26 protein-coding genes and 2 pseudogenes are annotated in these 26,279 nt (G+C 75.1%); 20 read left to right on the forward strand and 8 right to left on the reverse strand.

Going from position 1 to position 26,279, the window contains the following annotated elements:
- Positions 1-13 precede the first annotated feature (13 nt).
- The 13 genes from ACF089_RS20725 to hypE all read left to right on the forward strand — a co-directional run bounded on the left by ACF089_RS20725 (position 14) and on the right by hypE (position 12,320).
- Positions 14-1,795 (forward strand): nickel-dependent hydrogenase large subunit, encoded by a 1,782-nt coding sequence (locus ACF089_RS20725; RefSeq protein ID WP_392028546.1) that lies wholly within the window; start codon positions 14-16, stop codon positions 1,793-1,795.
- Positions 1,795-2,280 (forward strand): thioredoxin, encoded by a 486-nt coding sequence (locus tag ACF089_RS20730; RefSeq protein ID WP_392028547.1) that lies wholly within the window; start codon positions 1,795-1,797, stop codon positions 2,278-2,280. The genes ACF089_RS20725 and ACF089_RS20730 overlap by 1 nt, the downstream gene beginning before the upstream one ends.
- Positions 2,281-2,402: 122 nt before the next feature.
- Complete coding sequence (locus tag ACF089_RS20735) at positions 2,403-3,035, forward strand: DUF5947 family protein (RefSeq protein WP_392028921.1); 633 nt, start codon at positions 2,403-2,405, stop codon at positions 3,033-3,035.
- Positions 3,032-3,745: a DUF6084 family protein gene (locus ACF089_RS20740; protein WP_392028549.1), complete on the forward strand. Its 714-nt coding sequence runs from the start codon at positions 3,032-3,034 to the stop codon at positions 3,743-3,745. The genes ACF089_RS20735 and ACF089_RS20740 overlap by 4 nt, the downstream gene beginning before the upstream one ends.
- Entirely contained in the window at positions 3,742-5,274 is a 1,533-nt protein-coding gene (locus ACF089_RS20745) for a hypothetical protein (protein WP_392028551.1), read from the forward strand. Before ACF089_RS20740 ends, ACF089_RS20745 begins: the two co-directional genes overlap by 4 nt.
- Entirely contained in the window at positions 5,271-5,804 is a 534-nt protein-coding gene (locus ACF089_RS20750) for a hydrogenase maturation protease (protein ID WP_392028552.1), read from the forward strand. Before ACF089_RS20745 ends, ACF089_RS20750 begins: the two co-directional genes overlap by 4 nt.
- Positions 5,805-5,806: 2 nt before the next feature.
- Complete coding sequence (locus ACF089_RS20755) at positions 5,807-5,911, forward strand: DUF6893 family small protein (RefSeq protein ID WP_392028554.1); 105 nt, start codon at positions 5,807-5,809, stop codon at positions 5,909-5,911.
- Positions 5,912-6,157: 246 nt separating this feature from the next.
- Positions 6,158-6,526 carry a hydrogenase maturation nickel metallochaperone HypA gene (gene hypA, locus ACF089_RS20760; RefSeq protein ID WP_392028556.1) on the forward strand — a complete coding sequence of 123 codons (369 nt, stop codon included), beginning with the start codon at positions 6,158-6,160 and terminating at the stop codon, positions 6,524-6,526.
- 18 nt (positions 6,527-6,544) lie between these two features.
- Entirely contained in the window at positions 6,545-7,510 is a 966-nt protein-coding gene (hypB, locus tag ACF089_RS20765) for a hydrogenase nickel incorporation protein HypB (RefSeq protein WP_392028558.1), read from the forward strand.
- Positions 7,507-9,843 (forward strand): carbamoyltransferase HypF, encoded by a 2,337-nt coding sequence (gene hypF / locus ACF089_RS20770; protein ID WP_392028560.1) that lies wholly within the window; start codon positions 7,507-7,509, stop codon positions 9,841-9,843. Before hypB ends, hypF begins: the two co-directional genes overlap by 4 nt.
- A 14-nt stretch (positions 9,844-9,857) precedes the next feature.
- Positions 9,858-10,121, forward strand: a complete 264-nt coding sequence (locus ACF089_RS20775) for a HypC/HybG/HupF family hydrogenase formation chaperone (RefSeq protein WP_392028562.1) — start codon at positions 9,858-9,860, stop codon at positions 10,119-10,121.
- A complete protein-coding gene (gene hypD / locus ACF089_RS20780) occupies positions 10,118-11,242 on the forward strand; it encodes a hydrogenase formation protein HypD (RefSeq protein ID WP_392028923.1) in 1,125 nt (374 codons plus the stop codon). Before ACF089_RS20775 ends, hypD begins: the two co-directional genes overlap by 4 nt.
- Positions 11,235-12,320, forward strand: coding sequence for a hydrogenase expression/formation protein HypE (hypE, locus tag ACF089_RS20785; protein ID WP_392028564.1), 1,086 nt, complete (start codon positions 11,235-11,237; stop codon positions 12,318-12,320). Before hypD ends, hypE begins: the two co-directional genes overlap by 8 nt.
- 401 nt (positions 12,321-12,721) lie before the next feature.
- Here the strand turns inward: hypE and ACF089_RS20790 are convergent, their stop codons facing one another.
- Positions 12,722-13,996: an MFS transporter gene (locus ACF089_RS20790; RefSeq protein WP_392028566.1), complete on the reverse strand. Its 1,275-nt coding sequence runs from the start codon at positions 13,994-13,996 to the stop codon at positions 12,722-12,724.
- 534 nt (positions 13,997-14,530) lie between these two features.
- Here ACF089_RS20790 and ACF089_RS20795 point away from each other — a divergent pair.
- Positions 14,531-14,911 (forward strand): annotated as a pseudogene (locus ACF089_RS20795) (lactate utilization protein C); the annotation flags it as partial.
- Here the strand turns inward: ACF089_RS20795 and ACF089_RS20800 are convergent.
- A complete protein-coding gene (locus ACF089_RS20800; RefSeq protein ID WP_392028955.1) occupies positions 14,874-15,272 on the reverse strand; it encodes a hypothetical protein in 399 nt (132 codons plus the stop codon). The pseudogene ACF089_RS20795 and the gene ACF089_RS20800 sit on opposite strands and share 38 nt — an antisense overlap.
- A 164-nt stretch (positions 15,273-15,436) precedes the next feature.
- A pseudogene (locus tag ACF089_RS20805) lies at positions 15,437-15,862 on the reverse strand (PQQ-binding-like beta-propeller repeat protein); the annotation flags it as partial.
- 230 nt (positions 15,863-16,092) lie between these two features.
- On the opposite strand from ACF089_RS20805, the gene ACF089_RS20810 reads away from it, so the two are divergent.
- Complete coding sequence (locus ACF089_RS20810) at positions 16,093-16,851, forward strand: phosphotransferase enzyme family protein (RefSeq protein ID WP_392028568.1); 759 nt, start codon at positions 16,093-16,095, stop codon at positions 16,849-16,851.
- Entirely contained in the window at positions 16,848-17,006 is a 159-nt protein-coding gene (locus ACF089_RS20815) for a hypothetical protein (protein WP_392028570.1), read from the forward strand. The genes ACF089_RS20810 and ACF089_RS20815 overlap by 4 nt, the downstream gene beginning before the upstream one ends.
- A gap of 33 nt (positions 17,007-17,039) precedes the next feature.
- Here the strand turns inward: ACF089_RS20815 and ACF089_RS20820 are convergent, their stop codons facing one another.
- The 3 genes from ACF089_RS20820 to ACF089_RS20830 all read right to left on the reverse strand — a co-directional run bounded on the left by ACF089_RS20820 (position 17,040) and on the right by ACF089_RS20830 (position 19,993).
- Positions 17,040-17,861, reverse strand: coding sequence for an SDR family NAD(P)-dependent oxidoreductase (locus ACF089_RS20820; protein ID WP_392028572.1), 822 nt, complete (start codon positions 17,859-17,861; stop codon positions 17,040-17,042).
- Between the two features lie 159 nt (positions 17,862-18,020).
- Complete coding sequence (locus ACF089_RS20825; RefSeq protein WP_392028574.1) at positions 18,021-19,046, reverse strand: ABC transporter permease subunit; 1,026 nt, start codon at positions 19,044-19,046, stop codon at positions 18,021-18,023.
- Complete coding sequence (locus ACF089_RS20830; RefSeq protein ID WP_392028575.1) at positions 19,043-19,993, reverse strand: ABC transporter ATP-binding protein; 951 nt, start codon at positions 19,991-19,993, stop codon at positions 19,043-19,045. The genes ACF089_RS20825 and ACF089_RS20830 overlap by 4 nt, the downstream gene beginning before the upstream one ends.
- Before the next feature lie 437 nt (positions 19,994-20,430).
- On the opposite strand from ACF089_RS20830, the gene ACF089_RS20835 reads away from it, so the two are divergent.
- From ACF089_RS20835 to ACF089_RS20845, 3 genes are all read left to right on the forward strand, one after another.
- Positions 20,431-20,970, forward strand: a complete 540-nt coding sequence (locus tag ACF089_RS20835) for a metal transporter (protein WP_392028577.1) — start codon at positions 20,431-20,433, stop codon at positions 20,968-20,970.
- Positions 20,971-21,127: 157 nt separating this feature from the next.
- Positions 21,128-22,270 (forward strand): sensor histidine kinase, encoded by a 1,143-nt coding sequence (locus ACF089_RS20840; protein ID WP_392028579.1) that lies wholly within the window; start codon positions 21,128-21,130, stop codon positions 22,268-22,270.
- The gene (locus ACF089_RS20845; protein ID WP_392028581.1) at positions 22,267-22,935 is read left to right on the forward strand and encodes a response regulator; all 669 of its coding nucleotides are present in this window, start codon (positions 22,267-22,269) and stop codon (positions 22,933-22,935) included. Before ACF089_RS20840 ends, ACF089_RS20845 begins: the two co-directional genes overlap by 4 nt.
- 109 nt (positions 22,936-23,044) lie before the next feature.
- Here the strand turns inward: ACF089_RS20845 and ACF089_RS20850 are convergent, their stop codons facing one another.
- Entirely contained in the window at positions 23,045-23,692 is a 648-nt protein-coding gene (locus tag ACF089_RS20850) for a LysE family translocator (RefSeq protein WP_392028583.1), read from the reverse strand.
- Positions 23,685-24,410 (reverse strand): DinB family protein, encoded by a 726-nt coding sequence (locus ACF089_RS20855; protein WP_392028585.1) that lies wholly within the window; start codon positions 24,408-24,410, stop codon positions 23,685-23,687. The genes ACF089_RS20850 and ACF089_RS20855 overlap by 8 nt, the downstream gene beginning before the upstream one ends.
- 206 nt (positions 24,411-24,616) lie before the next feature.
- Here ACF089_RS20855 and ACF089_RS20860 point away from each other — a divergent pair, with 206 nt between their 5' ends.
- Entirely contained in the window at positions 24,617-25,954 is a 1,338-nt protein-coding gene (locus tag ACF089_RS20860; protein WP_392028587.1) for a PLP-dependent aminotransferase family protein, read from the forward strand.
- Positions 25,955-26,279: the final 325 nt, after the last annotated feature.

Below are 26,279 nucleotides of genomic sequence, written 5' to 3' on the forward strand. Positions count from 1 at the left end.
CACACGAGACACGATGGCACCAACGACCAAGGCGGCCGGAGACGGCACGGGCCTGGTGGAGATGTCCTGGGACCCGATCACCCGGATCGTGGGCAGCCTGGGCATCCATACGAAGATCGACTTCAAGCAGAAGAAGGTCGCGGAGTGCTACAGCACCTCGTCCGTCTTCCGCGGCTACAGCGTCTTCATGCGCGGCAAGGACCCGCGCGACGCCCACTTCATCACCAGCAGGATCTGCGGCATCTGCGGCGACAACCACGCCACCTGCTCGGTCTACGCCCAGAACATGGCGTACGGGGTGAAGCCGCCGCACCTGGGCGAGTGGATCATCAACCTCGGCGAGGCGGCCGAGTACATGTTCGACCACAACATCTTCCAGGAGAACCTGGTCGGGGTCGACTACTGCGAGCGGATGGTCCGCGAGACCAACCCCGGGGTGCTGGAGGAGGCCGAGCGCACCGAGGCCCCGCACGCCGGCGAGCACGGGTATCGGACGATCGCCGACATCATGCGCTCGCTCAACCCCATCGAGGGCGAGTTCTACCGCGAGGCGCTCCAGGTCAGCCGGTACACCCGGGAGATGTTCTGTCTGATGGAGGGACGGCATGTCCACCCCTCCACGCTCTACCCGGGCGGGGTGGGCACGGTGGCGACCGTGCAGCTCTTCACCGACTACCTCACCCGGCTCATGCGGTACGTGGAGTTCATGAAGAAGGTCGTCCCGCTCCACGACGACCTGTTCGACTTCTTCTACCAGGCGCTGCCCGGTTACGAGGAGGTCGGCCGCCGCCGGGTGCTGCTCGGGTGCTGGGGCAGTCTCAACGACCCGGACCACTGCGACTTCACCTACCGCAATATGACGGACTGGGGACGGAAGATGTTCGTCACCCCGGGCGTCGTCGTCGACGGCAAGCTGGTCACCAACGACCTCACCGAGATCAATCTCGGCATCCGGATCCTGCTCGGCAGCTCCTACTACGAGGACTGGCAGGGCAAGGACCTCTTCGTCACCCACGACCCGCTGGGCAATCCCGTCGACCCGCGCCACCCGTGGAACCAGCACACCATCCCGGCCCCGCAGAAGCGGAACTTCGACGACAAGTACAGCTGGGTGATGTCGCCGCGCTGGTTCGACGGCAAGGAGCACCTGGCGCTGGACACCGGAGGCGGGCCGATCGCGCGGCTCTGGTCCACGGCGCTCTCCGGGCTGGTCGACATCGGCTACATCAAGGCCACGGGCCACAGCGTGGTCATCAATCTGCCCCGCTCGATGACGAAGCCCGAGACCACCTTCGAGTGGAAGATCCCTCAGTGGAGCAACGCCATCGAGCGCAATCGCGCCCGTACCTACTTCCAGGCGTACGCGGCGGCGGCGGCCCTCCACTTCGCGGAGAAGGCGCTGGCGGAGGTGCGGGCCGGGCGCACCCAGACCTGGGAGAGGTTCGAGGTGCCCGACGAGAGCATCGGCTGCGGATTCACCGAGGCGGTGCGCGGGGTGCTCTCGCACCACATGGTGATCCGCGACGGGAAGATCGCCAACTACCACCCGTATCCGCCCACGCCGTGGAACGCCAGCGTCCGCGACTCGTACGGCACCCCGGGACCGTACGAGGACGCGGTGCAGAACACCCCGATCTTCGAGGAGAACTCCCCGGAGAACTTCAAGGGCATCGACATCATGCGGGCCGTCCGCAGCTTCGATCCCTGTCTGCCCTGCGGAGTGCACATGTACGTGGGCGGCGGCCGCACCCTCAAGCAGCTGCACGTCCCCACCGGGCTGAGCGGGCTCGCCTGATGGCGGCGGAGGAGACGGGCCTGCGGGTCCAGGAGGCGCTGGACCGGCTGACCGGCACGGGGGCCCGCGAGGCGGGCGAGGATCTGGTGCGCGAACTGATGGCGTTCTACGGGGAGGGCCTGGCCGCGCTGGTCGGGGCGGTGGCGCCGGAGGCGCTCGTACCGGCGCTGGACCGTCCGGCGGCGGCCGGGCTGCTGGTCCTGCACGATCTGCACCCCGAGGACGTCGGCGCGCGGATCGTCCGCGCGCTGGACTCGCTGCCGAGGACTCCGGCCGTGCTCGTCGGCCACGACCCGGACAGCGGCACGCTGACGCTGCGTCGCGCCGAGTCCGGCGGCGGGTGCGGCTGCGGCGGCGGCGACGAGCGGGAGGTGGAGAACGCGATCGCCTGCCACGCGCCGGAGGTGACCGCGATCGTCTGGGAACAGGCCCCCGCCCTGCTCCAGATCGGCAGCCGCCCGCCGACGGCGGCGGAGGCCCGGTGACCACCCGCACCGACGGCGGCACAGGCCCGGCGGCCCACCGCCAGACCCACGGCGAGACCGAACCGGACCCGGTGACCCGCCACCCCGGCGGCGGCCCGGGCCCGGCCGGCGTCCGCCGGCCGCTGTCCCGCACCGGCACCGCGCTTCTGCGCGGGCTGCGTGAACCCGCCCCGCCGCTGCCGGAGCGCTGCGCCTTCTGCGGCGCCGGGCTCGCCCCGGGCCACCGGCATCTCGCGGACACCGCCGAACGCGCCCTGGTCTGCGCCTGCGGCGCCTGCGCCCTGCTGTTTCAGCAGCCCGGGGCGGCCGGGGGCCGCTACCGCGCCGTGCCCGACCGCTGTCTCACCGACCCCGGCCGGGAGCCGGGCGAGGGCGTCTGGGCGGCGCTGGGCATCCCGGTGAGCACGGCCTTCCTGCTGGTCAACTCGGCCGCGGGGGGCCCGGTGCTCTGCTACCCCGGCCCGGCCGGAGCCACCGAGAGCGAACTCGCCGAGACCGCGTGGCGCAGCGCCTTCGGCGACAGCCGGCTCGCGGCGGCGCTGGAGCCCGATGTGGAGGCGCTGCTGATGCGCCGTACACGGGAGGGCGTCCGGTGCTTCCTGGTGCCGGTGGACCTCTGTTACGAGCTGGTCGGCCGGATGCGGCTGTACTGGCGGGGCTTCGACGGCGGCGCGGAGGCCCACGCCGAACTCGACTCCTTCTTCACCGCCCTCGAGAGCCGGGCACGGCCGCTGCCCGAGGAGGCTCTGACATGACCGAACTCCACTTCACCTGTACGGAGGTCCGCGCCGACCGGCACGCCGCCGGGCCCACCCTGGTCTTCCGGCTGCGGATCACCGCCGCCGGCGGGCACCGGGTGCACGCGGTGGCGCTCCGCTGCCAGCTGCGCATCGAGCCGGCGCGCCGCACCTACGCCGACGCCGAGGGCGAACGGCTGACGGATCTCTTCGGCGAGCGCGCCCGCTGGGGCAGCACGCTCCATCCGATCCAGTTCGCCCAGGTCTCCCTGATGGTCCCGGGATTCACCGGCGAGACCGAGGTCGACGTCCCGGTCGCGTGCACCTACGACCTCGACATCGCCGCCACCCGGTACTTCCGGGCCCTGGACGAGGGCGAGGTGCCGCTGCTGCTGCTCTTCTCCGGCACCGTCTTCAGCGGCCCGGCGGGCTTCCAGGTCACTCCCGTCTCCTGGGACCGGGAGAGCACCGTGCGTCTGCCGGTGCGGGTGTGGCGGGAGATGATCGAGCAGCACTTCCCCGGCTGCGGCTGGCTGCGGCTGCCCGGCGACGTCATCGACGGTCTGCTCGCGTTCCGCACCCGGCGGGCGCTGCCTTCGTGGGAGGCGACCGTACGGGCGCTCCTCAGCACCGCGGAACCGCCGGAGCCGGCGGAACCCGTGAAGATCGGGGAGATCGGGGAGCCCGTGGAGGCGGAACCCGTGGAGATCGGGGAGGGCGTGCGATGACGGACACGGCCGCCGGACCGGACGTCTCCGCCGACGGACCCGACGACTTCCCCACCGGGGCGGACGGTTCCCCCACCGGTCCCGACGCCTTCCCCGCCGAGCTGGAGGAGCGTCTCGCCTCGGTGCGCCAGATCGCCGACGCGGTGCTGTTCGAGGGGTACGTCCTCTACCCGTACCGGGCCTCGGCCGCGAAGAACCGGCTGCGCTGGCAGTTCGGCGTCCTGGTCCCGCCCGCCTGCGGCGGCGAGGGGAGCGGCGAGCACGTCCGGCAGCGGACCGAGTGTCTGATGGAGCCGCGCGACGGCGCGCGGCTCGCCGTCGAGCTGCGCTTTCTGCGCGCGCGGCGCAGGACCGTCCAGCGGGTCACGGCCGACGGCGGCCATGAGACGGTCCCCGAGCTGGAGCTGAGCGACCGTACGCTCGTCGCCTGGGACGAGGGCGTGGAGGAGCGGGTCCGGCTGCTCGTACCGGTGGCGGAGCCGGCGCGCGACGGCGGAGTGGTCCGCCCCTTCCGGCTGCCCGCCCGGCGGGACGAGGAGCCGGTCGTGGACTCGGGCGTCCGGAAGGGCCGGCTGCTGCGGGTCCGGGAGGCGGTCGAGGGCGTGATCCGGCTGCGCACCCGGGAGATCCCGGGCCCGTATCGCGCGGTGCGGCTCACCGCCGTCGTGGAGAACACCGCCGCGTGGGAGGGGCCCGGCGAGCCGCGCCGGGAGGCGGTGCTGCCGCACTCGCTGGTCTCGGCGCATCTGCTGCTCGCCCTCGACCGGGGCTCCTTCCTGTCGGTGACCGATCCGCCCCGGTGGGCCGCGGCGGCGGTGGCCGAGTGCCGCAATGAGCACACCTGGCCGGTGCTGGCCGGGGAGCCCGGCCGCGATCAGGTGGTGCTCTCCTCGCCGATCATCCTGGAGGACCGGCCGCGGATCGCGCCGGAGAGCCCGGGGGCGCTCTACGACGCGACCGAGATCGACGAGATCCTCGCCCTGCGCACGGCGGCTCTGACCGACCGTGAGAAACGCGAGGCCCGGGGCACGGACGACCGGGCGGGCGCGGTGATCGATCTGGCGGACTCCATGCCTCCGGAGGTGCTGGAACGGCTGCACGGCGCGGTACGGGCGCTGCGCGAGGTGACCGGTCCGCCGGGGCCCGGCCCGGGTGAGGTCTCGGCGGGGCCCGGCCCCGGAGAGGTCCCGGCGGGTTCCTGGGACCCGTCCGCGCCCATGGAGCGGCCGTGGTGGGATCCGGGGGCCGACCGGGACGTGGACCCCGCCCGGGACCGGGTGCTCATCGCGGGCCGTCAGGTCGGCGCGGGCAGCCGGGTGGTGCTCGGTCCCGGCCGCCGCCGCACCGACGCGCAGGACCTCTTTCTGCACGGGCGCACCGCGCTGGTCGAGGCGGTGCTGCACGACGTCGACGGCTCGGTGCATCTGGCGGTGACCGTGGAGGGCGATCCGGGCGCCGATCTCTGGCGCAGCCAGGGCAGGTTCCGCTACTTCCAGCCCGACGAGGTCACCCCGCTGGAGGAGCCGTGACCGGCCGGGTGCTGGTCGCCGGGGTGGGCAATGTCCTGCTGGGCGACGACGGGTTCGGGGTGGAGGCCGTGCGGCGGCTCGGCGCGGCCGGGGTGCCGGACGGGGTCGAGGTGGCCGACGTCGGGGTCCGGGGCGTGCATCTGGCGTATCAGCTGCTGGAGGGCTACCGGACGCTGGTGCTGGTCGACGCGGTCTCCCGCGGCGGCCCGCCCGGGACGGTGTATCTGATCGAGGCGGAGACGGGCCCGGTGGAGATCTCGGACGCGCCGGCGCTGGACGGCCACCGGATGGGCCCGGACGCGGTGCTGGCGCTGCTGGCGACGCTGAGCGCGGGCACCGGCGGCGTACCGCCCGAACGGGTGCTGGTGGTCGGCTGCGAGCCCGCGACGCTGGAGGAGGGGATCGGGCTGAGCGAGCCGGTCGCGGCCGCGGTGGCCGGGGCCGTACGGCTGATCCTCGAAGTGCTCGCGGACGAGACCGGTCCGGCGAAGGAGACCGCTGGGGTCCAGCGGTCCGGGAGAAGGGCGTGACCATGGTGAGGACAGTGCTCGTCGCGGCGCTGGGGGCCGCCGTCGGAGCGGTGCTCTGGCAGACCCTGCCGGACATCAAGAGGTATCTGCGCATCTCCCGGATGTGACGGTCCGGGCGCGCGCACGGGCGATCTCAGGGCGCGCGGGCCGCCCTTCGCGGTCGCGGACTCCGGTCGGACGAGGCCCGGACGAGGCCCGGACGCGGGCCGGGGCCAGTGGGGTGGCCCGTGTGCGCGCGGGCGGCGTGGCGTCCGGCTCCGGCCGGCGGCGCGCCGTGCAATGGGACCGCTGTCACGCCGCGCCGCCGAGCCGCCGCGGGCGACCGGAGCGAAGCCGTGGAGCGAGGCGTACCCATGCACGAGATGTCGATCGCGGCGGCCGTCGTCGACCAGGTGGACCGGGCCGCCTCCGCACGCGGCGCGACGTCGGTGGCCGTGGTGCGGCTGGACGTCGGCGAACTCGCGGGAGTGGTGCCGAAGGCGCTGGACTTCTGCTTCGAACTGGCCTGCCGGGGCACCGCCCTGGAGGGCGCGCGGCTGAGCACGCGGAGCGTTCCGGCCCGGGCGCGGTGCGGTCCGTGCGAGGTCGAGTGGGCTCCTGGCATGCCGCCCGACCTGGCCTGTCCTCGGTGCGGCGGCGCCCGCGCCGAGCTGCTGACGGGACGTGAACTGGAGATCCGTGAGGTCGAGTGGGCCGACGGCCCGCTGCCCGCCCACGGCTGACGAGGAAGGCGGAATGCCATGTGCGGTACGGCCGATCTCCGGCAGGCGGTCCTCGCCCGCAACGACGACAGCGCGCGGGCGCTGCGGGCCGAGCTGGCGTCCCGGGGCACGGTGGCGGTGAATCTGCTGTCCAGTCCGGGGAGCGGGAAGACCGCGCTGCTGGAGGCCGAACTCGCCCTGGCCCGCGAGCGCGGGGTGCCGGTCGCGGCGCTCACCGCCGATCTCGCGACCGAGAACGACGCCCGCAGGCTGGCGCGTACGGGGGCCCCGGTCCAGCAGGTGTTCACCGACGGGCTGTGCCATCTGGAGGCGGTGATGCTGCGCGGCTATCTGGCGGGCTGGCTGCCCTCGGGCACCCGGGTCCTCTTCGTGGAGAACGTCGGCAATCTGGTCTGCCCGGCCTCCTACGACCTCGGGGAGTCGCTGCGGGTGACGCTGGCCTCGGTGACGGAGGGCGAGGACAAGCCGCTGAAGTATCCGGGCGCGTTCGGGCTGGCCCAGCTGGTGATGGTCACCAAGACGGACATCGCGGAGGCCGTCGGCTTCGACCAGGACACGTTCGTCCGCAATGTGGCGCGGGTCAATCCGGGCGTGGAGGTGGTCTTCACCTCGGCCCGCGCCGGGCGGGGCGTCGGCGCGCTGCTGGAGCGGGCGCTCGCGGTGCGGGAGGGGGCGGCCGCGCACCGGCCGGTGATGTCCCGTACGGCGGACCGGCACTCCCCCGCACACCCGCACCCGGACACGCACCCATACGCGCATCCGCACCCGGACACGCACCCACAGGCGCACGCGCACCCGCACCCGGACGCGCACGGCCCGGACACGCACGTCCACGACCCGGCCCTCCACGAACACGACCACGCCCCGGACGTCCACGTCCACGGCGCACACTCCCACGACCACCCCGCCGTGCCCCACGCCCACGAACCCGACGCGGTCCCGCGCGCGCACCGGCACGGCGGCCCGGTCGCGGACCACCGGTGACCCGGTCGCCGGAGGCGGTCGCCCCGCTGCGCCGGAGGGTCGCCGTGCAGGGGGTGGTCCAGGGCGTCGGCTTCCGGCCGTACGTCTTCGCGCTCGCCGCCGAACTCGGGCTCTCCGGCCATGTCACCAACACCGGCGACGGGGTCCTCGCGGAGATCGAGGGGACGCCGGACGCGGTCGACGCCTTCTGCCGCCGGGTGGGGACGGACGCCCCGGAGCCGGCCCGGGTGGCCTCCGTACGCCACGAGGGCATCGACGCCACCGGGGCGAAGGGCTTCGCGATCGCCCCCTCCCGGGCGGGCGGCGGCGCGGGCCGCGCCCTCATCCCGCCCGACACCGCGACCTGCGCGCCCTGTCTGGCCGAACTCGCCGACCCCGGAAACCGCCGCCACCGCCATCCGTTCATCACCTGCACCGGCTGCGGGCCGCGCTTCACCATCGTCACGGGTCTGCCGTACGACCGGGCGGCCACGACGATGGCGGACTTCCCGATGTGCCCGGAGTGCGAGCGGGAGTACCGCGACCCGGCCGACCGGCGCTTCCACGCCCAGCCGGTCTCCTGTCACGACTGCGGCCCCCGGCTCGCCCTGCTGGCCCCGGGCCGGTCGGCGCTCGGCGGCGGGGAGGCGCTCGGCCGGGCCCGGGAACTGCTGGCGGACGGCGCGATCCTGGCGGTCAAGGGGATCGGCGGCTACCACCTGGCGTGCGACGCCGGGAACGCGGACGCCGTCGCGGAGCTGCGCCGCCGCAAGAACCGGGGCGACAAGCCGTTCGCCGTGATGGCGCGCGGGCTCGCGGACATCGAGCGGCTCGCGGACGTCGGCGCGGCCGAACGGGCGCTGCTGACCGGTCCCGTCCGGCCCGTCGTCCTGCTGCGGCGGCGGCCCGGCTCCCGGGACACGGCCGGGGGCGCGGCGCTGGACGCGGTCGCGCCGCGCGGCCCCGACCTCGGCGTACTGCTCCCGTACACCCCCCTGCACCATCTGCTGCTCGGTCTGCCGGGGGATCCGCCCGGGCCCCGGCTGCTGGTCATGACCAGCGCCAACCTCGCCGGGGAGCCCATCGTGACCGACGACCGGGAGGCGCTGGAGCGGCTCGCGCCGCTGGTGGACGCCTGGCTGGCGCACGACCGGCCGATCCATGTGCCGTGCGACGACTCGGTGGTGCGGGTCGTCGACGGGCGGACGCTGCCGCTGCGCCGCTCGCGCGGATACGTCCCCACACCCGTCCCGCTGCCGCTGCCGGTCCACCCGGTGCTCGCGGCGGGCGGCGATCTGAAGAACGCGCTCGCGCTCGCGGAGGGCCGGCACGCCTGGCTGTCGGCGCACATCGGCGACATGGACGATCTGGCGACGCTGGACGCCTTCGACCGCGCGGCCGGTCATCTCGGCGCGCTGACCGGCGTCGCGCCGGCCGTGCTGGCCGCCGACCGGCACCCCGGCTACCGCTCGGCGGCCCGTGCGGCGCGCCGGGCGGACGGCCGGCCGGTGCGGCGGGTGCAGCACCACCACGCGCATGTCGCGGCGGCGATGGCGGAGCACGGTCTCGACGGCGGCCGGCCGGTCATCGGCGTCGCCTTCGACGGCACCGGGTACGGCGACGACGGCGCGGTGTGGGGCGGCGAGGTGCTGCTCGCGGACTACGACGGCTTCACCCGCTTCGGTCAGCTGTCCTACGCGCCCCTGGCGGGCGGCGACGCGGCGGTGACGCGCCCGTACCGGATGGCGCTGGCCCATCTGCGGTCCGCGGGCATCGGCTGGGCGGACGATCTGCCGCCCGTCGCCCGCTGTCCCGACGACGAACGCCGGGTGCTGGCGCGCCGGCTGGACTCCGGACTCGGCTGCGTCCCCACCTCCAGCATGGGCCGGCTCTTCGACGCGGTCTCCTCGCTGGCGGGGATCTGCCACCTCAGCGGGTACGAGGCGCAGGCGGCGATCGAGCTGGAGGGCGCGGCGCACGCGCACGGCCCGGCGGAGGGTTACCGCTTCGCGCTGCGCGAGCGGGAGGGCCGGTGGCTGGCCGATCCCGCCCCCGTCCTCGCGGCGGCGGCGGCCGAGGTGCGGGCCGGGGCGCCGGCCGGCCGGATCGCCGCCCGCTTCCACGCCGCCGTGGTGGAGCTGGTGCGGCGGCTGTGCGCGCGGGCCCGGGAGGCGCACGGGCTCACGACGGTGGCGCTGACCGGCGGGGTGTTCGGCAACGCGCTGCTGCTGTCGGGGTGTGCGCGCGATCTGACGGCGGACGGGTTCACGGTGCTGCGGCACCGCCGTGTGCCGCCCAACGACGGAGGGCTCGCGCTCGGCCAGCTGATGGTGACCGGGCGGGTCCTGACCTGAGAGGAGACGGCTCCATGTGTCTGGCGGTGCCCGGCAGGGTGATGGAGATCGCGGAGCGGGACGGCGCCCGGATGGCCGTCGTCGACTTCGGCGGAGTGGTCAAGGACGTGTGTCTGGAGTATCTGCCGGACCTGAAGGTGGGCGAGTACGCGATCGTGCACGTCGGGTTCGCCCTGCAGCGGCTGGACGAGGAGTCGGCGCGCAGAACGCTCGACCTCTTCGCCGAGCTGGGTCTGCTGCAGGAGGAGTTCGGGGATCCGTGGGAGGTGGAGCGGTGAAGTATCTGGAGGAGTTCCAGAATCCGGAGCTGGCCAGGGGCCTGCTCGACGACATCAGGGCGACGGTGACCCGGCCGTGGGCGCTGATGGAGGTGTGCGGCGGGCAGACGCACACCATCATCCGGCACGGCATCGACCAGCTGCTGCCCGACGGGGTGGAGCTGATCCACGGCCCGGGGTGTCCGGTGTGCGTAACACCCCTGGAGATGATCGACAAGGCCCTGGAGATCGCCTCCGCGCCGGGGGTGATCTTCTGTTCCTTCGGGGACATGCTGCGGGTGCCGGGCACCGGGCGGGATCTGTTCCAGGTCCGCGGCGCGGGCGGCGATGTGCGGGTGGTGTACTCGCCGCTGGACGCGCTGCGCATCGCGGTCGAGAACCCCGACCGCGAGGTGGTGTTCTTCGGCATCGGCTTCGAGACCACCGCGCCGCCCAACGCCATGGCCGTGCACCAGGCCCGCAAGCGCGGCATCCGCAACTTCAGCGTGCTCATCTCGCACGTCCGGGTGCCGCCGGCCGTCGAGGCGGTCATGAGTTCGCCCTCCTGCCGGGTGCAGGGCTTTCTGGCGGCCGGTCATGTGTGCAGTGTGATGGGCACCGACGAGTACCCGGCGCTCTCCGAGCGCTGGCGGGTGCCGATCGTCGTCACCGGCTTCGAGCCGCTCGACATCCTGGAGGGCGTACGGCGCACCGTGCGGCAGCTGGAGCGCGGCGAGCACCGGGTCGAGAACGCCTATCCGCGGGCGGTGCGGCCGGAGGGGAATCCGGCGGCGCGGGCCATGCTGGACGATGTCTTCGAGGTGACCGACCGCGCGTGGCGCGGGATCGGCGTGATCCCGCTCAGCGGCTGGCGGCTGAGCGCCCGCTACCGCGAATTCGACGCCGAGCACCGCTTCGACGTCGCGGACATCACCACCCTGGAGCCGGCCGAGTGCCGCAGCGGCGAGGTGCTCCAGGGGCTGATCAAGCCGAACGAGTGCGCCGTCTTCGGCACCGTCTGCACCCCGCGCACCCCGCTCGGCGCGACCATGGTGTCCAGCGAGGGCGCCTGCGCCGCGTACTACCTCTACCGCCGTCTGGACACCCCGGCGGCCGCCTTGGAGGCGAACCCCGTTGGCTGACGCCCCGTCCGCACTCGAAGCCCCCGCCGCGCCGGACGTCTGCGGCTGGACCTGTCCCCTGCCGCTGCGCGACCAGCCGCGGGTGGTGATGGGCCACGGCGGGGGCGGCGCGCTCTCCGCCGAACTGGTGGAGCACATCTTCCTGCCGGCGTTCGGCGGGCGTACGGCGGCCGATCTCGGCGACAGCGCGGCACTGCTGATCGGCGGCGCGCGGCTCGCGTTCTCCACGGACTCGTTCGTGGTCCGGCCGCTGTTCTTCCCCGGCGGCAGCATCGGCGATCTCGCGGTGAACGGCACCGTCAACGACCTCGCCATGAGCGGTGCGCGGGCGGCCTATCTGTCCTGCGGCTTCATCCTGGAGGAGGGGGTGGAGACCGAGCTGCTCGGCCGGGTCGCGCGGGCGCTGGGGGACGCCGCCCGCGCGGCCGGTGCGGAGGTCGTCACCGGCGACACCAAGGTGGTGGAGGCGGGCCACGGGGACGGGGTGTACATCAACACCTCGGGCATCGGGCTGATCCCGCCCGGGGTGGACATCAGACCGCAGCGCGCCGAGCCGGGCGATGTGGTGATCGTGAGCGGGGAGATCGGGCTCCACGGGGTGGCGATCATGAGCGTGCGCGAGGGCCTGGAGTTCGGGGCGGAGGTGAGCAGCGACTGTGCGGCCCTGACCGGGCTGGTGGAGACGATGCTCGCCGTCACCCCGGATCTGCACGTCCTGCGCGATCCCACCCGGGGCGGGCTGGCGGCGGCGCTCAATGAGATCGCGAGGGCCGCCGGGGTGGGGGTGCTCGTCCGGGAGCGCGCCGTGCCGGTGCCGCCCCAGGTCGCCAACGCCTGCGCGATCCTCGGTCTGGACCCGATGTACGTGGCGAACGAGGGCAAGCTGGTCGCCTTCGTCCCGCGTGAGCACGCGGACGCCGTACTGGCCGCGATGCGGGCCCATCCGCTGGGCGCGGCGGCCGCGGTGATCGGGGAGTGCGTGCCGGAGCACCCGGGGATGGTGGTCGCCCGGACCGCGTTCGGCGGCACCCGGGTGGTCGATCTGCCGCTGGGCGAGCAGTTGCCGCGTATCTGCTGAGCGGGCGCGGCGGCCGGGGGCCTGCCGGGGCGTGCGGGGCGGCCGGGGACCTGCCGGGGCGTGCGGGGCCCCGGGACCCGGCCGGGGCGTGCGCGGCCCCGGGACCCGGCCGGGGCGTGCGCGGGTGCCGGGTGCCGGGTGCCTGCCGGGGCACGCGCGGGCGCCGGGTGCCGGTCCGAAGCGGGCGCGGGTGCCGGGTGCCGGTCCGAAGCGGGCGCGGGTGCCGGGTGTCCGCCGGGTGCGGACGGCGGCCGGGCGGCTCACGAGGCGGACGCGGCCGGGGCGGTCCGGCGGGCGGGAGATCGCCCGCCGGACCGCCCCGGAGTCGCTGTCGCGTTCCGCGCGACGGCTCCGTCCGGGGCAGGCGTACGGAGGAACGCGCCGCCCCGGGCGGCGCGTTCTCAGCGCGCCGGCGAGGCGGGCTGGTCGGCCGCCCGCGCGGCGGATCCGGCGGCCCCGGCCCGGGCCCGCCTTCCCATCAGCGGCGCGGCGGCGCTCAGCAGGGCGGGGGCCGCCGCCAGCGCGAAGCAGAGCGGCAGGGGCAGCCGGCCGACCATCAGGCCCGCGACGGCCGTGCCGCCCGACATCCCCGCGTTGATGGCGGTGTTGACCCACGCGCCGGCCCGGGTACGGCCGTCGGGGGCGGCGGACCGGTCCGCGATCAGATACGCGGTGGTGATGGCGGGGGCGACGAACAGCCCGGCCAGCGCGGCCGCCGCGGCCAGCAGCCAGAGATTCGGCGAGAGACCGGCGGCGGCCAGCGCCAGGGCGAGCGCGCCGACGAACAGCCCGAGGCGGGTCCGGTCCGCTCCCCGCCAGTGCACCGCGCCGTGCGTCAGACCGCCGACGGCACTGCCCGCGGAGAGCGCGGCCAGCACCCAGGCGACCGCGCCGGGCCGGTGGCTCTGCTCGGCGAAGGCCACCACCAGGAGGTCGAGCGACCCGACGCACAGGCCGACGCCCGCCGACATCGCGATCACACCGCCCAGTCCCGCGCCGCCCCGCCGGCCCCGCGCGGTCCGGGCGGTCCGGCTCTCGCCGGCCGGCCGGGCCTTCACGGCGCGCGCCGCCGCGCGGGCGGGCGGGGAGGAGACGAGGGCGAGGGTGCCGGAGAGCACCAGCGCGGCGCTGAGCGCGATGCCGGCCGCCGGTTCGGCGACGCTCGTCACCAGACCCACCAGCAGCGGGCCGGTGACGTAGAGGAGTTCCTCCGCGACGCCGTCCAGGCTGTAGGCGCGCTGGAGCAGCCGCCGGTCGGGGAGGAGGTCGCTCCAGAGCGTCCGCATCACCGGGCCGAGCGGCGGGGTGCACGCGCCGGCCGCGGCGGCCGACACGCCGACCAGGAGCCCGGACGCGCCGGGTTCCCAGGTGGCATGGGCCAGCACCGCCAGCAGCAGCGCGTAGGCGGCGGCCATCGGCGGCAGCGCCCGGCGCGGACCGTGCCGGTCGATCAGGGCGGCGCGGACCGGCGAGAGAAGGACGCTCGTCGCGCCGAAGAGGGCCATCACGGTGCCCGCGACGGCGTAGGAGTCGGTGCTGCCCGCGACCGCGAGCAGCAGGGAGAGGGGGACGGTTCCGTAGCTGAGGCGGCCCAGCAGGGCCGCGCCGAAGGTCCGGCGGGCGTGCCGGGTCCGCAGAACAGCGGCGTACGAGGGAACGCGCGAAGGCGCAGTCATGGTGATGTTCCTCGGGAGGACGGCGCGCGAAGAGGGCGCCGCGTGTGTACGGGGACGCTGAAGCGGCGCACCCGGTGGGTGCGCGCGGAGTCAGACGGCCCTAGACACGGTGAGGAAGCATGTCCGTGACGCTAGCAGGGGCGCGGCCGGACCGGAACCCGTTGTCGGCGCCGCGGCCGGGCGGTCACGTGCGTACCGCCTCGCGCGGCCGTGCCCCCGGGTGCGGTCGACTCTCGTGTATTCGCAGGTGAGGGCGGTGGTTCGGGGATTGCAGTGCGGGCCGTGCCCCAGCCGCCGCGGCCTCCGCCCCTCCCCGGTCCCGTTCCCCGTGGACGGCGTCCCTTCCGTCTGATTCCCCCGGACCGGGCCGTCGGCGCCGCCGACGCGACCGGTCGGGAGCGGCTGGAGGACCGGGTCCACGGACGCACGCGGTAGGCGGCAGCCCCGGGCCGCCGGCGGTACGGGCCCGGCTGCGCCGCCTGGCTGGGCGGGACGCGGGGCGTCGAGCGGCGATACGACGACGGCACGCTCGACGCGGCACGGCTGGACGCCACCGACGCCGTGGTGACCGGGTGCGCCCTGGCCGTCGCCGAGACCGGGACGATCGTGCTGGACGCGGGCGAGGGCCAGGGCCGCCGGATCCTCACCCTCGTACCCGATCTGCACATCTGCGTGGTGCGGGCGCCGGACCAGGTGGTCGCCTCCGTACCGCTGGCCATGCCGCTCCTCGATCCGACCCGGCCGCTGACCTGGATCTCGGGGCCGTCCGCGACCAGCGACATCGAACTCGACCGGGTGGAGGGCGTCCACGGCCCGCGCACCCTCCACGTGGTGCTGGCCGACTCGGCGCGGCACCGGGCGAAGGGCCGTCCTCCGGTCACAGGGCGACGGCCTTCAACGTCCCCTTCGTCGTGATGAGCGCTTCCCCCTCGCCCAGCCGGCGCAGGGCGCCGATCCGCCCGGCCGCGCGGGCCCGGTCCATGACCGTGCCGTCCGCGCGCACCCGCAGGAGCAGGCCGTTCTCCCCGGCGACGACGAACTCGCCGCCGGAATCGACCACTCCGTCCGCCGCCGGCCGTCCCGTGTCCACCCGCCCCAGCTCCGTCCCGTCGGCGGGGTCCAGGACGACATGGCCCCCGCGCGCGACCCGCGGCCACACGGCGCCGCCGACGAACCGGGCGGCCTCCGGGAGCAGATCGGCGTCGTGGCGTACGAACTCCTCCACCCCGCCGGAGGACCGGTGGAGGACCGACAGCGCGCGGGGGCCGCTCCGCACCAGACATCGATCGGGGCCGATCGGGGTGAAGGCCGGGGCGAGTCCTGGTGGGCCAGGGGTTCGGGGAGCCGTCGGCGGGCCGTTTCCGCTCCGTCGCGCGGGTCGATCAGCCGGATGTCCCGGCCGTGTCCCGTCAGCACCTCCGGCGACGAGGCGTCCCACACCTCCGGCAGCGCCGTGTGCACCGGCGCCGGCGTCCGCCACAGCGGCCGTCCGCCGTCGAGCCCGAACGCGGCCTGCGGGGTGAGGCCGCGCCGGCCGCCGACGAGGACGGTGTCCCCGGCGACCGTGAGATGACCGGTGTACGGGGCGACCGGGGCGCGCCACACCTCGGCTCCCGTGCCGAGATCGAGGCAGAGCAGCGCGGTCTCGCGGCCGTGCGCCAGCAGCGGACAGCGATCGCCCGTCACGACCAGACCTCTCGGCCACGCGCGCAGTGCGACGTCCCAGCGAAGGAAGCCGTCGCTCCGGTCGAGGCAGACGAGACGGGACCGGCGCTCGTGCACCACGACGCGGTCCTCGGCCACCGCGAAGCCCGAGGCCGAACCGCGCTGGTGGAGCGGGCGCTCCCAGAGTCTTCGGACCGTCATCGGCCCATTCGACCACCCGGCGGCGACGCCTCCGGGACCGGGTCGGCGGGCCCCGTCGGCCCTCCGTCGGACGCCCGACGGACTCGGTCGCTCCCCCGCGAGCGGCCCGCCGGTACGAGGCGGCGCGCCCGGGCCTCGGGGCGGTTCGGCCGACGGCTCCGGGCGGGCCGGGGCGGGGTCAACGGCACTCGCCCCAGGGCGTGATGGCCCCGGCGTCTAGGGTGGACCGCATGACGCGACAGCATCCCTCCGCCGAGGTTCTCCGCTGGGCGGGGTCCGTCGCCGGCTCCCCCGTCGTCGCGGTCACGGGGCTGCGCGAGGGGGCGGGACCGTGGCTGCTCCGGCTGGGCGGCCCGCGCGGTCCGGCGGCCGCCGTGCTCAGGACCGGGTCGGGGCCGGGCGGGCGGCGGGCGCTGGAGACCGAGGCGGCGGCGCTGGAGTCGGCCGCCGGGCGCGGGATCGCGGCCCCCCGGCTTCTCGGCCGCGCGCTCGACGGGGAGCCGGGCGACGGGTCGGCGGCGGTCCTGACGACGGTGGTCCCCGGGAACAGCCGGATGCCGGAGCGGGTGCGTCCGGAGCGGATGCGGGCGCTCGGCGCGGCCGTGGCCGCGCTGCACGCCGTGCCGTCGCCCCCTCGGCCGGGGCTCCCCCGCCGGTCGCGACCGCTGGCGGACGTGGACTTCGCCGCCCTGCGGCGGGCCCGCGGACGGTCGTCGCTGTTCGAGGAGGCCGAGCGGGCGGTCGCGGAGTTCGCCCTGCCCGGCGAGGAGCCCGTACTGGTCCACGGCGATCTGTGGCAGGGCAACACGATGTGGTCCGGGGACACGCTGACGGGCATCGTCGACTGGGACTCGGCGGGATCCGGGCACTACGGGGTCGATCTGGGCTCCCTGCGCTGCGACGCGGCGGTCATCCACGGCGCGTGGACGGCTGGCTCCGGGCGTCGGGACGCCGCCCGGACGGACGGGTCGTCGCCTTCTGGGACGTGACCGCCGCGCTCAGCACCCCGCCCGATCTGGCCGCCTGGGTCCCGACCCTTCGCGAGCAGGGGGCCGTCCTCCCCGACCCGGCGGAGGTCACCGCCCGCCGGGACGCCTTCCTCCGTACGGCCCTGGACCGGCTGGCCGCCGACGGGGCGGGGTGACCGCGCGGCGGGGAGCCCCGGCACGTGCGCGGGTCAGCCCACGGGGAGGCCCCGGGGCTCGACGCGGAAGTCGAAGGGGACGGAGCCGGGGTCCAGGGCGGTCACACCGCTGTCGACCGTGAGGACCGCGCCGTTGACGAAGGACGCGGCCGGGGACAGCAGCCAGACGATGGCCTCGGCGACCTCGCCCGGCTCGGCGGGGCGGCCGGCGGGGAGCAGCCGGGCGGCCTCGGCGTATCCGGCGTCGGCGCCCCCGCCGCCGAGGTCGTGCTCCTCGGCGAAGCTCTCCATCCGGCGGTCGGCCATCTCGCTCCGCACCCAGCTGGGGCAGACGCTGTTCGCCCGCAGGCCGTGCGGCCCGTAGTCGACGGCGAGGGAGCCGCAGAGCCGGACCAGGGCGGCTTTGGAGGCGGCGTACGCGGCGTTGCCCCGGCCGTTGCGGAGCGCGGCGACGGAGGCGACCGCGACGACCGAGCCCCGGGTCTCCAGCAGACGCGGGAGCGCGGCGCGCAGCAGCCGGAAGGGGCCGGTGACGTTGACTCGCATCACGGTCTCCCAGTCCTCGCCGGTCAGATCGCCGACAGCGCCGCCGCGCACGACGCCCGCGTTGAGGACGAGACCGTCGAGCCGGCCGTACGCGCTCACGGTCGCGTCGACGAGTTCGCCGACGGCGTCGGGGTCGCCGATGTCCGAGGGGCGGGCCAGCGCGCCGGTCTCCCGGGCGACGGCCTCCAGCGGTCCGGGCCGCCGCCCGGAGGCGACCACATGGTGTCCGGCCCCGGCCAGCTGTCGCACCGTGGCGGCGCCGATGCCGGTCCCTCCCCCGGTGACGAGGTAAACCTTCTGGTCAGCCATGGCGGTTCAGCCTCCGAAGCGGTCGTGTCCTCGTGCCCTCGCACTCTTGGGATATGTCCGTGTGATCCTATTCGTCCTGGTCCCGGGTTCGGCCGACCCCGGCGAGGTGTGTCCCGGGGCGGCCGGGGCCCGTGCGGAGGCCGCCGGCCGTGACGGCGGTCAGCTCACCCGGCGCCGGATCCGCCACCCGGCGAACGCGGTGAGGAGCCCGGCGAGCGCCAGGTAGATCGCGGTCTCCAGCCATTGGAACGTCCAGTAGCGGTCCACGGGGTGATAGCGGACGTCGACATGGAGGTCGTGTCCGGCGAGGCAGACCGCGGTGTCGCCGAAGGTGCCGCCCGCGCCGGTCCTGGGCGGGCTGTCGAGGCAGGCGCTGAACTCGGCCCCGCCGAGGGTCTCGCCGTCGGCGGTGCGCAGCGGACTGGTCTCGGCGATCCACGCGTCGGGCGCGCCGGGGATCCTCACTCCGCCGATGACGGAGCCGCCGCCGATGCCGCCCAGGTTCCGCGCCCCGTTGACGGCTTCGGCCGTCATCGCCAGCGTGGCCCGCTCCGGCGGCACGAGGCCGGGCCGGACCACATTGGGGAAGAGGAACTGGAAGGCGAGGAACACCACGAGCGTGAGCGCCATCGCGGGCAGGGTCCTGCGCAGCAGGAGCCCGAGGACGGCGCCGAGGGTGAGGGCGAGCGCCGCGTGGCCGATCGGGACGATGTGGCGCGCGCCGAAGACGAAGGCGCCGAACTGCTCCTTGACGACGTCGTCGAAGGGGCGGGCCGCCCAGGTGAGCAGGGCGGCGGCCGTGCCGGTCACGATCACGGCGGCCAGGCCGACGAGCAGCATCTTGCCGAGGAGCCAGCGGGTGCGGGTGACGCTCTGGTTCCACACGAGCCGGTGGGTGCCGTTCTCCAGTTCCCGGGCGATCAGGGGCGCGCCCCAGAAGGCGCCGAGGAGGGCCGGGATCAGGAAGAGTCCGGCGGCGAGGAAGAGCAGGGTGTTCTGGTACTCGCCGCGGAACCTGCTCGTCGCCGGGGCGCAGTCGGCCGGGTCGCCGCAGACGGCCCGGAGTGCGTCGCGGGCGTCGCGGACGTCCCCGCCGAGATACACCGTGTACGCGGCGATCACGGCCAGCGCGCCGAGGGCGATCAGCGCCTGGACGCGGAACTGACGCCAATTCAGCCACATCATCGCTGGGTCCTCCGGGCGGTGGGGGCGGCGGCGGCCCGGGTCATGTAGCCGAGGACGAGTTCCTCCAGGGTGACGGGCTCGGTCCGATGGGGCAGGGCTTCGGTCGCGGTTCGGGAACGGGTGAGGGTGCCGGTGCCGGTTTCGGCTTCGGCTTCGGTGCGGACGAGGGCGCTGCCGTGTCCGCCGTCGTGGTCCACCGAGATCACCTCGATGCCGAGGGCGGGCAGTCGGTCCAACTCGGCGCGCGGCGCGGTGATCCGGGCGTGTCCGGCCAGCAGTTCCCGGGTGTCTCCGGCGATCTGGACCCGTGCGTCGCACAGCACGATGAGGTAGTCGCAGACCTGCTCGATGTCGCCGAGCAGATGGGAGGAGAGCACGGCGCCCGCGCCGAGTTCGCGTACGAACTCCGTGAGGTTCCGCAGAAAGCCCTGGCGGGCCAGCGGATCGAGCGCCGCGGCGGGCTCGTCGAAGATGAGCAGTTCGGGCCGCTTGGCCGCCGCGACGGTCAGCGCCAGCTGTGCTCGCTGTCCGCCGGAGAGCCGCCCCGCCTTCTGCGCGGGGTCGAGGCCCAGCAGGCCGATGCGCCGTTCGGCCAGGCCGGGGTCCCACGCCGGGTTCATTCTCGCGCCGAGCGTCAGATGTTCGGCGACGGTGAACGAGTCGTACACGGGGGTGTTCTGGGCGACGAATCCCACCCGGGCCAGATGCGCGGCGTTCGCCGCCGGACGGGACCCCAGCACGGTCAGCGAACCGGCCGTCGGCTCGATCAGCCCGCAGGTCAGATGCAGCAGGGTCGATTTTCCGGCCCCGTTCGGGCCGACGAGGCCGATGACGCGGCCGGCGGGGACGGTGAGGTCGACGCGGTCGAGGGCGAGCCTGCCGCGACGGCCGTATCTCTTGGTCAATCCCGCCGCGTGGAACGTCGGCGGGGAGTCTGTGCGGTGCATGCGGCCCATCCTGGGATTCCGCGTCCGTCGCGGCACCGGCCGAAAGCACGGTTCCGGCCGGTGTCGGCCGTACTTCCGGCCGGTGGGGCCGCGCCCTCGTACTCCGGTCAGCCCGTGCTCCCGTGTGCGGCGTGCCCCTTGTACGCCCGTACTCCTGCGGGCCCGTGTGCGTGTACACCCGGCCCCCGTGTGCGCCGCAACCGGGCGCGCCGTGTGCGTCGTACACGCGATGAGTCGTACGCCGTACGCCCGGCACCGTGCGCCAGGGCACGCCGTACCTCCAGCGCCGTCGCCGTACCTCCCTACACCGGGGCCGGAGTCGGGCCGTGCGGCGCGGCCCTGCCCGTACCGGGACCGTTCGAAAGCACGGTTCCGGCACGGCTGTTCCGTACTTTCGGCCGGTTCGCTAAGCGCGCCGCCTTTCTAGCCTGGGCGGCATGGATAGAGGGGATCGGCCGGCGGGACCGGCCGACAGGATGTTCACCGTGGGGCTCGGCGGAGTGTTCGCCCTGGGGATCGCCTTCACGGCGTTCATGTTCATGACCAGTTGGGGCGGCGTCTCCTGGGTGTTCGGCTCCGCCGTCTCGACCGTCGTGGGCTGCCTCGCGCTGACGCGCGGGCGGCGCGGGATACCGATCGTGTGCGCGGGACTGGCCGTGACGTCGCTCGCCGTCGCGGTGTCGCTGATCGCGGGGGACGAGCTGCCCCGGGAGCCCGCGCCCGTCACGGCGCTGGCGCTGTCGGTGCTGGTCGGCTCCGCGATCAGGGCGCTGCCGGCCGGACCGGCCGCCGGAATCGCCGCGGGCGGCGTCGCGGTGGCCGGGGCCGGCTGGCTGGAGGGGCCGAGCGGTGTCGCGATCCTGGCCACGGCGGGGATGACCGCCGCCCTGGTGACGGGGGCGGCGCTGCGCGCCTTCGACCGGGGCGGGCGCGCCGACGCCCCGGCGGCGCACGGCTCCCGGTCCGATCGGCCGTGATCGTAGTGCGACCGGATCTACGGCGGCATCGGTGAGCGCGGCCGGCCCCGCCGCCGCGAACGCGTCCGGGGAACCGTCCGTGGAGGCGTCCGAATCCCGGCACTCGGACCCTTCGAACGGGGCAGCGCACGGGCGGGTGTTCGGTAGCCTGATCCCTGTGATCGTTCCGGACCGATGGGCCAGGGTCGTCCCCGCCGTCGGGCTCGGCGTCGTCTTTCTGACGGCGATCGCCGTCCAGGCCCTCGCTCTCGCGCAGACCTGGGGCTCCTCGTCCTGGGCGCCCGGAGCCGTCGCCTCGGCGGCGGTGTGCGGCCTCGCGCTGATACGCGGCCGGGCGCGGACCTGGACGGCGGTCGCGGGGCTCGCCGTCGCGGCGGCGGCGGTCCTCGTACCGCTGGCGCCCGGCGTCCGGCTGCCCGCCGGGCTCGGCCCCTCCATGGCCCTGGGTCTGGCGGTGCTCATCGCGTCCGCGGTCAGGGCGCTGCCGCCGGTGCGGGCCGGGGCCGTCGCGGGCGGCGGGATGCTGGTGATCGCCGCACAGTCGGCCGTCCGGCCCGGGTCGGCCGTGGCGGCCATCGCCGCCGCGGCCTGGCTGGCCGCCGTCGCGTCGGGGCTGTCGCTGCGTCTGCTCGACGGCCGGGCGAAGGCCGCCGCCGAACGGGTGCGCCGGGCCGAACGGCTGGAGCTGGCCCGGGAGCTGCACGACATCGTGGCGCACCACATCACGGGCATGCTGATCCAGTCGCAGGCCGCCCGGATCGTCGCGCGACGCGACCCCGGGAGCGTGCCGGACTCGCTGGCCGAGATCGAGGCCGCCGGGACCGAGGCCATGGCGGCGATGCGCCGCGTCGTCGGGCTGTTGCGCGACGGCGACGACACCGACGGCACCGCCCCCGCCCCGCCCGGGCCCGAGGGGCTGGGCGCGCTGGTCGAACGCTTCGGCCGCCGGGGCCCCTCGGTGCGCCTGAACGTCTCCGACGACGGCGCGCAGTGGCCGCCGGAGGTGGCCGGCACCGTGTACCGCGTCGTCCAGGAGGCGCTGACGAATGTGCTGCGGCACGCGCGGCACGCCCGTTCCGTCGAGATCACCGTCGGCCGCGACCCGGACGGCGTCACCGTCGAGATCGCCGACGACGCCCCGCCGAACGCGGCCCGGCCCCAGCACCGGGGCGGATACGGTCTGATCGGTATGCGCGAACGCGTCCAGACGCTCGGCGGCTCACTGCGCGCCGGGCCCCGGCCCGACGGCGGCTGGTCCGTGCGGGCGACCCTCCCCGTCCCCGCCGGAGAACCCCTGTGACCATCGAGGTTCTGCTCGCCGACGACCAGGCGATGATCCGCCGCGGACTGCGGCTGATCCTGGAGGACCAGCCCGACATCGCCGTCGTCGGGGAGGCGGCGGACGGCGTGGAGGCGATCGCGCTGGCCCGACGGCTCCGGCCGGACGTGTGCCTGGTGGACATCAGGATGCCCCGGCTCGACGGCCTCGACGTCACCCGCGCGCTGGCCGGACCGGGGGCGGTCGACCCGCTGCGGGTCGTCGTGGTCACCACCTTCGACCTCGACGAGTACGTGTACGGGGCGCTGCGCGGCGGCGCCGCGGGCTTCGTCCTCAAGGACGCCGGGCCCGCCCTGCTCGTCGAGGCCGTCCGCGCCGCCCACAACGGCGAGGCGCTGGTCTCGCCGTCGGTCACCCTGCGGCTGCTGAAGCATCTCAACGAGAGCGGTACGAGGCCCCGGCCCCGCGCCGGGCGGTCGCCGCAGCTGTCCGGACGGGCGCTGGAGGTGGTGCGGGCCATCGCGCGCGGCCGCACCAATCAGGAGATCGCCGCCGAGCTGTTCATCTCCCTCAGCACGGTCAAGAGCCATCTGTCGGGGATCCAGACCAGGCTCGGGGTGCGCAATCGGACCGAGATCGCCGTCTGGGCCTGGGAGAACGGCGTCGTGGCGAGCACCTCCGAGTAGTGCGGCCCGCTCGCGCCGGAGCGTGCCGCCGCGGACGGCCGCACGGTCGGGGGCCGGACGGCCGTGGCGGCCGTGGCGGCCATGGCGGCCATGGCGGCCATGGCGGCGGTCAGCCGGCGGCGGCCGGTACGGAGGTGTCGACGGCGAGCGACACGGCCAGCGCCCCGAGCACCGTGCCCATCAGATAGCGCTGCGCCTTCAGCCAGACGGGACGGCGGGCGAGGAAGACGGCGATCGAGCCGGCCGCGAGCACGATGGAGAGATTGACGGAGACGGCCACCACGATCTGGCAGGCGCCGAGCAGAAAGCCCTGGAGGAGGACGTGACCGGCGTCGAGATCGACGAACTGCGGGATGAGGGAGAGATACATGATGGCGATCTTCGGGTTGAGCAGATTCGTCATCAGCCCCATCGTGAACAGCTTGCGCGGGGAGTCGTGCGGGATGTCCTGGGGGGCGAAGACGGAGGCCCCGCCGGGCCTGAGCGCGTTCCAGGCCAGATATCCGAGGTAGAGCGCACCGGCCAGTTTGATGACGGTGTACAGCTCGGGCACGGCGACGAAGAGCACCGACAGACCGAGGTTGGTGGTGAGCAGATAGACCATGAAGCCGACGGCGACGCCGCCGAGGGAGACGACTCCGGCCCGCCGTCCCTGGGTGATGCTGCGGGAGACCAGATAGATCATGTTCGGGCCCGGGGTGAGGACCATCCCCAGGGCGATCGTCACCACACCGAGCACCGCGCTCGTCTCAACCATGGAAGCCTCGCTTTCGCCCCAGCGCGCCGCGCCGCGCCCGCGCGGGGTGCGCGACGACGGGGCGGTCGTCCCGCAGCACCTCGCGGAGGTCGTGCGCGATGTCGTGGAGAAGGTGACGGGTGAAGAAGCCGACGGAGAGCCGGTCGTCGGCGAACCGGTGGTCGGCGCGGGCCCAGTCGTCGGCGGTGAGCGTGTCGAGGCGGTCGGCGAGGGAGCCGGCGGCGCGGCCCAGTTCGGCGGCGACCCGCCGGGCGTCCTCCTCGCCGACGGACTGCCGCGCGCATCCCTCGCCGGTGACCCGCGGCGCGGGCCCCTCGCCGACGGACTGCCTCATGCCCTCCTCGCCGACGGACTGCCGTACGCCCTCCTCGCGCGCCGCGCCCGGCGGCCCCTGGCCGCCGTCAGGCAGTCCCTGGCCGCCGTCAGGCCGCCCGGGAGGGAGCGCGCCGGCGCCCAGCGTGGCGTCCAGGCCCTGCTGGAAGACCAGACACATGTCCCGTATGTGGCGGCCGTGTTCCAGGGGCGACCAGGAGAGCGCCCCGACGCCCCGGTCCGGGGTGCCCGGATCCGTCAGCGCCCGCTGCCACTGGGCGGCGTACTCCCGGAGCAGCTCCGCCGCGGTCTCCCGGCGGAATCCCCGCCAGAGGGCATTGCACCGATTGCACGGAGGGAGGGTGAGCAGAGCGTCGGTCCAGCGAGTCGTCGCGGTCGTACCCATCGACCGGTTCCTTTCCGCGCGTTCACGCGTCTCACTCAGGCCGCGCAGAGCCGGGGCCGGAGCATTGCCGAGTGTAAATCAGGCTATCGGCTCGGGGCAATCTCCAGTATTGCCCTCGGTGCAATCTCGTGCTTGGATGCCCTACGGGGACGAGGACGTCCAGCCGCGGTCGGGCGGCCGCCCGCTCCGCCGCGAGGAGGAACGCCATGAGTGACTACCGACGCGTCGCCGACACGGTGGCCGAGGAGATCCGCTCCGGACGGCTGCGGGCGGGCGACCGGCTGCCCCCGCAGCGGGAGTTCGCCCGCCGGCACGCCATCGCCAACTCCACCGCCACCCGCGTGTACCAGGAGCTGGCCCGCCGCGGGCTCACCGTCGGCGAGGTCGGCCGCGGCACCTTCGTACGCGCCGCCGACCGGCCGGCCGCCTCCCCGCTCACCGAACCCTCCGGCACCCGGGTCGACCTGGAGCTGAACTACCCCGAGGCGCCGGGGCAGTCCGCGCTGCTGGCCGCCGGGCTCGGTGAGCTGCTGCGCCCCGGCGCCCTGGAGTCCGCGCTGCGGCCGGTGGGCGCGGCCGGCACCCCCGCCGCGCGGGACACCGCGGCCGATCTGCTCGCCCGCGGCGGCTGGCGGCCGGATCCGGCGCGGGTGCTGCTCGCCGGAAACGGCCGGCAGACGATCGCGGCGGTGATCGGCGCGCTGGTGCCGCCCGGAGCCCGGCTGGGCGTCGAGGAGTTGACGTACCCCGTCGTCAAGGCGATCGCCGCACGGCTCGGAGTGGTCCTCGTGCCGCTTGCGCTGGACGAGGCGGGAGTGGTACCCGAGGCCGTCGAGGAAGCCCATCGGGCCGGCCCGCTGCACGCCGTCTACCTCCAGCCGACCCTGCAGAACCCGCTCTCGCTCACCATGCCGGAGGAGCGGACGCGCCGACTCGCCGATGTGCTCACGCGCTTGGGGATCTACGCGATCGAGGACTCCATCTGGGCCTTCCTCAGAGACGATCTGCCGCCGCTCGCCGCGCTGGCGCCGGAACGGACGGTCCTCGTCGACAGCCTGTCCAAGCGCGTCTCCCCCGGCCTGACGCTCGGATTCGCGGTGGCCCCCGCCGCGGTCGTCGGCGGTGTCGCCGCCGCACTGCGCTCCGGCGGCTGCACCCCGATGCGGTTCGCGCTGGAGGCCGCGGCGCGCTGGCAACGGGACGGCACCGTACGGGCACTGGTGCGGGCCAAGCAGCGGGAGGCCGCCGTACGCCAGTCCATGGCGGGGGAGTTGCTCGGCGAGTTCACCACACGGAGCGATCCGCGCTCGTACTACCGCTGGTGGGAACTGCCGCGCCCCTGGCGGGCGGACACCTTCGTGGCGGCGGCCGCGCGCCACGGCGTCGCGGTGACCCCGGCGGCGGCGTTCGCCGTGGGCCGCCACCGCGCCCCGAACGCGATCCGGATCGGTCTCGCCTCGCCCCCGGCCGAGGTGCTGTCCCAGGCGCTCACCACGCTCGCGGAGCTGGCGCGGTCCGCACCGGACGACCTCGTCACCGACTAGCCACCACCCGCACCGCACGGACGGCACAGACCGTCCCGACCGCCCGGACCGCCCGCCGGAGCCCGCGATTTCGCCGGTCCGGGCCGCCGTCCGCCGCTGTCGCCGGGCGGGCGCGCAGCCGTCCCGCCGGCCGCCGCGCCGGCCCGGAGAGCCACCCCCGTTCCCTCTGTACGCCCAGGTCAGGGCGGTGGCGAAGCCACTCCCCCACCGCCCGCTCGCCCTGCGGAAGGGCCCTGGAAGGCGGTCGGCAATACCGCGATTCCCCCGGCCGCGCGCCCGGCCGAAGTCAGGCACTCCGACCCCGTGACGGGCCTCTCGCGTCCAT

Source organism: Streptomyces sp. NPDC014894, from assembly GCF_043080985.1.
Classification (GTDB): domain Bacteria; phylum Actinomycetota; class Actinomycetes; order Streptomycetales; family Streptomycetaceae; genus Streptomyces.